This is a genomic window from Protofrankia sp. Cj3, from assembly GCF_917627355.1.
Lineage (GTDB): Bacteria > Actinomycetota > Actinomycetes > Frankiales > Frankiaceae > Protofrankia.
This window is the reverse complement of the sequence record NZ_CAKJTR010000035.1, coordinates 22643-28862: the sequence shown is the minus strand read 5'-3', so window position 1 is coordinate 28862 and position 6220 is coordinate 22643. Positions and strand designations below refer to the sequence as shown.

The window sequence follows — 6220 nt, the reverse complement described above, 5'->3', positions numbered from 1 at the left end:
GGCGATTGCTCTGCCACTGAGCTACTCCGGCATGTTGCTGGCCCGTCTCCTGAGTATGCCAGACCGCGTCAGCTCCTCCGGGGTGGTGGCGGGCGCGGGCGAACCGGCTGCCGGCGCGCGGCTGCCAGCTGTCTGTTCGCGGGCCGCGGGAGCCTCTTGCGCCGCGCATCGGCATCCGCTGAGCCAGGCTGCCCGCCGGTGGCAGACGTTTAAGAGCGCGTGTGAGATCGCCATTCCGGCTCACCGCGGCCAGGCGCACCCTGGTCGCGGTGTCGGCCACACCGAGACAACTCATCCGATATCGCTTCGGCCTTCCGCCTTGCCAGGGAGCGCCTGGCCGCGGCTCACTGATCGAAAGCCCGATCTCACGCACGCTCTTCGTAGTCGCGTTGGGTGGTGGTGATCTTGCGAAGATCGCATGCGGATGCTGATCCAGTGTGTTTCCTGTGGCCATTTGTTGACGTCTTGTAATCTTTCTGTTACAGAAATATGTTCGAATCTCGAGTACAGGCCTCGCCCACCACCCCGCTCGCAGCGGTTCCGGAGAGCGTGCGTAGGGTTTCGGCCATGACCGGGGACGCAGCTGTAACCGCAACGAGGGGGGCTTCCCTGCTCGTCGCCGAGGACGACGAAGCTTCTCGAGTTGCGCTTGCCCGAAGCCTTGAACGGTTCGGGTATCGAGTGCTGGAGGCGGCGGATGGGGAGGCCGCGCTCAAGCTTTTTCAGACCACCGAAGTTGATCTTGTTGTGCTCGACGTCGCGATGCCGCGCATGGACGGATTTGCTGTCCTGAGCCGGCTGCGGCAGACCAGCGAAGTGCCTGTGATCATGTTGACCGGAAGAGCCGAGGAAGTCGACCGTGTCGTCGGCCTTGAACTCGGCGCCGACGACTACGTGGTCAAGCCGTACTCGCTGCGGGAACTCGTCGCACGGGTCAGGGCGCGCCTACGCCGCCGCCCGCTGGAACCGCCACCGCAGCGTACCGGGGACGGAAACGACCCACTCGTTTATGGCGACGTTTCGATCGACCTGCGCGCACGCGAAGTCGCGGTCGCGGGCGAACGTATTGATCTGACCGCACGGGAGTACGAGCTGCTGGCCTTCCTGGCCAGCCATCCCCGTCGTGTCTTCAGCCGGGAGGAGCTGCTGGAGCAAGTCTGGGGCACACGTTTCCAGGATCCGGCCACCGTCACCGAACATGTTCGCCGGGTACGGACCAAGGTCGAGGGGCGGCCACCGCAGCGCCGGCTTGTCACAACCCTCCGCGGTATGGGATACCGCTTCGATCCCTGAGCGCTGGGCTCGGCCCTGAGCGTGCCCCCTGAGCTCGACCCCGGCGGATCTTCTTCACGAAGGCACGTCGGGGTCAGGCTGGCCGTGGGCTGCCTGCCGGCGTAGGCGGCGGCGGGTCCGGGCGTTGTGCGGTGACGCAGCCACCGCCGCTGTCGTCGGGTCCCGCGTCGTCAGCGGTGCCGCGGCGATATCCGTCAGGGTGCCGCTGCCGGCTTCGGCTGCCGCTGCCCCGGCTGGCGTCGCGTCCGGTCCGTCCGGTCCGTCCGGTCCGGGGTGGGCCGCCTCATACGCCTTGCGTGAACCGCAGACGCTCGCCCGGCTGCAGGAGCATCGTTCGCCGCCGGCATCCAGTTTCACTGTGACCTGGTCACGCGGTACGTCATGGGAAATGACCCGGCCATCGCCAGCGGGGGTCCGCACCCTGGCGCCCACGGCTGGGGCTTCCGCCTTGAACTGCTCATAGAGCGGATGCTCGTACCGCAGGCAGCACATCAGCCGGCCACAGGCACCACTGATCTTCATGGGGTTCAGAGGAAGATCCTGGTCCTTGGCCATCCGTATGGTGACCGGTTCGAAGTCGGTGAGGAAGGTGGCGCAACACAGATCACGTCCGCAGGAACCGATGCCCCCCTGGATCCGGGCGCTGTCGCGGGCGGAGAGCTGACGCAGGTCGATACGGGCAGCCAGGGTCCGGGCGAGATCGCGTACCAGCGCGCGGAAGTCGATTCGATGATCAGCGCTGAAGTAGATGGTGAACATGCTGTCGGCCTGGATGTAGTCGACACCGACGACTTTCATGGGCAGCTCGTGCTCACGGATCAGCCGCTTCGCCGCGACCCGCGCCTGCGCTCGGCGGCGCCGGGAGACCGCGTGCCGTTCGAGGTCCGCCGCTTGCGCCATCCCCGTGAGGACGGGCAGCCCGCCGATGTCCTCACTGACCCACTGCGGTGCCCATATGCATTCGGCTACCTCTGACCCGGCGTCGGTCGGGATGAGGACCTTGTCTCCGATCTTCGGTGAATACTGTCCGGGGTCGGCATAGAAAAGCCGTCCACGCGGGGAAAAAGTCACGGCGCACATCATCGGCATGCCGCTCGCACCGCCCTCGACCGACTGGAATCATGGTTGCCGGCCGGACCGCGCGGGATCGCCGCGACGGGACGCCGCACGTTCGCCAGGTTACGCCGGACAGGTGTGACGGCGTCGGTGTACGGGTGGCCCAGGTCGGCCAAGCGACGTCCAGCCGCGGTAGCGGCAGGTTATCCCGCCAGTTCAGCGCAGCCGGATGACGTCAACGCCAGGGTCGGTGGGCAGCTGGTAGAGCGCGTAGGGAGTCGCGATCACCGGCGCGGCGACGTTGCGGACGGGTGTCCCGCCCGGGGTGGCTCCCCGCTCGCGGCCGTAGTGGGCATGCCCGTGCACGGCGAGGGCGACGGGCACGGTGGCTGAGTCGATGGCGGCGGCCAGCTGGTGACTGCCCAGGAAGGGGAACAGTTCGAGGGGCTCACCAGCCAGCGTGTCCCGCACGGGGGCGTAGTGGGTCAGCGCAACCACCCAGCTGGTATCGAGATCCGCCAGCGCGGCGTGTAACGTCAGCGCGCACTGTTCGCTGTGGCTGGCGAAGGCCTTCATCTCGTCCTCGCCGAATTTTTCCGCGCTGCGCCCGGCGAAGCCGCCGCCGAAGCCTTTGGCGCCGGCGATACCGATCGTTGTCCCGCCGGTGGTGAGGGCCACCGCCGATCCCTCAAGGACGGTGACCCCCGCGCGGGCGAGCATCTCGGCGATGACGGCCTGCTCGCCGTGGTCGTGGTCGTGGTTGCCGAGGACCGCGATCACAGGCAGGCCGAGGCCGTCGAACACCTCGCACACGGCGTCCGCCTGGGCGAGTTCGCCGCATTCGGTCAGATCACCGGCGAGAAGAAGCACATCAGCCTCGTCCGCGGCCCGTTCGAACAGCGGTCGTAACCTCGGCCCGGTCCCCGCTTCGATGTGCAGGTCGCCTACGGCTGCGATCGTGACCATGCTGACACCTTCTCAAGGAGCCGAGTGGGGCTGGGTGGCTCGATCTTCTCAGCCGCCCAGGCGAGCTCTCCATCGTCCTCCGGTGACAGGGATGGCGGTGACCGGTCCAGCGCGGGTTACCTGGCTGCCTCGCGCAGCAGGTGCCGCGCTATGATCAGCTGTTGGATCTGCGAGGTGCCCTCGTATATCCGGAAGAGCCTCGCGTCCCGGTAGAAACGTTCGACCGGGACCCCTCGGATGTAGCCCGCGCCGCCATGGATCTGTACCGCACGGTCGGCGACCCGGCCGACCATCTCGCTGCAGAAGTACTTCGTCGCGGACGGCCCGACCTTGGTGTCGCTACCGGCGTCAAAAGCACGCGCGGTCTCGATCACCAGGGCGCGGCCGGCGTACAGATCCGTCACCGAGTCGGCGATCATGCCCTGGATGAGCTGGTAGTCCCCGATGGGCCGACCGCTCTGGTGCCGCTGCGCCGCCCAGGACACCGACTCATCCACCAGGCGCTGCGCGAGACCCACACACAGCGCGGCGATGTGGATACGGCCGTGGGCGAGGCAGCGCATGGCGGTCGCGAAGCCGTACCCCGCGCCATCGTCCCCACCGACGAGATGGGTGTGCGGAACACGTACCTCGTCGAGGTACACGTCTGAGCTCCACGCGCCGGCCTGCCCCATCTTGTGGTCCCGCGGCCCGATCGTGAGCCCCGGCGAGCCCTTCGGCACGATGAAGTTGGAGATGCCACGGGTCGCTGGGACAGCTGGGTTCGTGCGGGCGAACACGAAGATGGCGTCGGCGATCGGCGCGTTGGTGATGTAACGCTTCGCGCCACTGATCACCCATGTGTCGCCGTCGCGGTAGGCGCTGGTGGTCAGGGTGGACGGGTCGGAACCGGCGTCGGCCTCGGTGAGCCCGAAGGACGCGGTCACCTCGCCGGAGGCCAGGAGGGGCAGCCAGTGCCGCTTCTGTTCCTCCGTGCCACCCTCAATGATCACATGTCCGGCGATGCCGTTGTTGGTGCCGAACATCGACCTCAGCGCGGGTGTGGTGTACCCGAGCTCGAACACCAGCCGTGCCTCTTCGCTCATGGACAGCCCGAGGCCGCCGTACTCCTCGGGGATGGCAAAGCCCCACAGGCCCATCTCCTTGGTGGCGTCCCGAATGTCGAGCGGGACCTCGTCCTTCTCGTCGATCTCGTTTTCGACCGGTATGACACGTTCATGGATGAACGTCCGCACGGTCGTAAGGATCTCGGAGAAGTCCGCCGCGTCCATGCCGTTACCTCCGCAGGGTTCGGGATCTCAACTTCGGTTCGGGATCGCTGCTGGGCCCCCGCCGACGCGCTCGTGCTCCTTCCGCGTCGCCGGAGCTTGAACCGCTACTGGGGCGAGGCCGGGTGGGACCGGCGGTGTTATGCCCGCGATCATATCGATGATATACACGATGAATCTACTGTTGCATCAGTCAACCATGCTGCGCGAACGCGTGCGCCAGCCCATGTGACCAGCAATGATCCGAGTAGGGGTGGACTCCGTCGGACCGGCTACGCCCCCACCGACCGTGAGGAGCATGACGAATGCCTGATGCCGTGATCTGTTCGCCGCTGCGCACACCGGTCGGCGGTTTCGGCGGTGTCTTCACCGATACCCCCGCCACCGAACTTGCCGCTACCGTGATCCGTGCGCTCGTCGAGCGGACCGGTGTGCCGGCGGACGCGATTGACGACGTCGTGTTCGGCCAGTGCTACCCGAACGGGGAAGCACCGGCGATCGGACGCGTCGCGGCGCTGGACGCGGGCCTGCCGATCGAGGTCCCGGGCCTGCAGCTCGACCGCAGGTGCGGTTCTGGCCTGCAGGCCGTCCTGCTCGCCGGCATGCAGGTGCAGACCGGCGTGGCCGATCTGGTCCTGGCCGGCGGGGCCGAGAGCATGAGCCAGGCGGAGTTCTACACGACCGGGATCCGGTGGGGGACGCGCAGGCCGAGTATCGACCTTGTCGACCGGCTGGCCCGCGGCCGGGTCACCGCTGGCGGAAAGGACTACCCGGTACCGGGAGGGATGCTCGAGACCGCGGAGAACCTCCGCCGCGAGTACGGCATTTCCCGTACCGAGCAGGACGAGTTTGCTCTGCGGTCGCACCAGCGGGCGGTCGCGGCACAGCGGGCCGGCCACTTCGCCAGCGAGATCGTGCCGGTGGCTGTCACCAGCCGCAGGAAGGGGACGGTGCTCGTCGACACTGACGAGCACCCGCGGGCGGACGCAAGCCTGGAGCGGCTGGGCGCCCTGCGGCCGGTGATGGTGCGCAGCGATCCGGAGGCGACGGTCACGGCGGGCAACGCCAGCGGGCAGAACGACGCCGCCGCCGTCTGCCTGGTCACTCATCCCGCGCGGGCCGAGCAGCTCGGGCTGCGTCCGCTCGGGCGGATCGTCTCGTGGGCGGTCGCCGGGGTGCCGCCGCGGACGATGGGAATCGGACCGGTTCCCGCGACCGCGCGGGCACTGGACCGCGCGGGCCTCAAGCTCGCGGACATCGACCTGATCGAGTGCAACGAGGCATTTGCCGCCCAGGTGCTGGCGGTGACCAGGGAGTGGGGGTTCGCCCCGGCCGACTTCGACCGGTTGAACGTGAACGGGTCCGGCATCTCCCTGGGCCATCCGGTCGGTGCGACGGGCGTACGGATTCTGACGACCTTGTTGAACGAGATGCACCGGCGCGGTGTCCGCTATGGCCTGGAGACGATGTGCATCGGTGGTGGCCAGGGCATTGCGGCGGTGGTGGAACGTATCGCGTGATGTCCCGGCCGGCCCGGCCGGCCCGGCCGGATGCGGCCGATCGGGAGATCAGGGCAGGAGACGCGGGTGTCAGGGCCCGTCCAGGCAATTTTTGATCACGTGGATCGATCGGACCGG

Annotated in this window: 6 protein-coding genes; 2 read left to right on the top strand and 4 right to left on the bottom strand. The window is 67.8% G+C overall.

From position 1 onward, the window contains the following. The coding region (locus MJ783_RS07140; RefSeq protein ID WP_239309374.1) for a hypothetical protein at positions 1-295 on the bottom strand (295 nt) is incomplete at its 3' end. A 272-nt stretch (positions 296-567) separates the two neighbouring features. On the opposite strand from MJ783_RS07140, the gene MJ783_RS07135 reads away from it, so the two are divergent. After that, positions 568-1293: a response regulator transcription factor gene (locus tag MJ783_RS07135; RefSeq protein WP_239309373.1), complete on the top strand. Its 726-nt coding sequence runs from the start codon at positions 568-570 to the stop codon at positions 1291-1293. A 54-nt stretch (positions 1294-1347) separates the two neighbouring features. Here the strand turns inward: MJ783_RS07135 and MJ783_RS07130 are convergent, their stop codons facing one another. From MJ783_RS07130 to MJ783_RS07120, 3 genes are all read right to left on the bottom strand, one after another. Next, on the bottom strand, positions 1348-2382 hold the full coding sequence (locus tag MJ783_RS07130; protein ID WP_239309372.1) for a regulatory iron-sulfur-containing complex subunit RicT: 1035 nt from the start codon (positions 2380-2382) through the stop codon (positions 1348-1350). A 183-nt stretch (positions 2383-2565) separates the two neighbouring features. Then, positions 2566-3315 carry a metallophosphoesterase gene (locus tag MJ783_RS07125; RefSeq protein ID WP_239309371.1) on the bottom strand — a complete coding sequence of 250 codons (750 nt, stop codon included), beginning with the start codon at positions 3313-3315 and terminating at the stop codon, positions 2566-2568. Positions 3316-3431: 116 nt separating this feature from the next. After that, the gene (locus MJ783_RS07120) at positions 3432-4586 is read right to left on the bottom strand and encodes an acyl-CoA dehydrogenase family protein (RefSeq protein WP_239309370.1); all 1155 of its coding nucleotides are present in this window, start codon (positions 4584-4586) and stop codon (positions 3432-3434) included. A 302-nt stretch (positions 4587-4888) separates the two neighbouring features. On the opposite strand from MJ783_RS07120, the gene MJ783_RS07115 reads away from it, so the two are divergent. Then, entirely contained in the window at positions 4889-6103 is a 1215-nt protein-coding gene (locus tag MJ783_RS07115; protein WP_239309369.1) for an acetyl-CoA C-acetyltransferase, read from the top strand. The last annotated feature ends 117 nt before the right edge of the window (positions 6104-6220 follow it).

What these genes read in the sequence shown, in the direction of transcription:
- MJ783_RS07135 (WP_239309373.1), top strand. Translation starts at nt 568, where the DNA reads ATGACCGGGGACGCAGCTGTAACCGCAACGAGGGGGGCTTCCCTGCTC.
- MJ783_RS07115 (WP_239309369.1), top strand. Translation starts at nt 4,889, where the DNA reads ATGCCTGATGCCGTGATCTGTTCGCCGCTGCGCACACCGGTCGGCGGT.
- MJ783_RS07130 (WP_239309372.1), bottom strand. Translation starts at nt 2,382, where the DNA reads ATGCCGATGATGTGCGCCGTGACTTTTTCCCCGCGTGGACGGCTTTTC.
- MJ783_RS07125 (WP_239309371.1), bottom strand. Translation starts at nt 3,315, where the DNA reads ATGGTCACGATCGCAGCCGTAGGCGACCTGCACATCGAAGCGGGGACC.
- MJ783_RS07120 (WP_239309370.1), bottom strand. Translation starts at nt 4,586, where the DNA reads ATGGACGCGGCGGACTTCTCCGAGATCCTTACGACCGTGCGGACGTTC.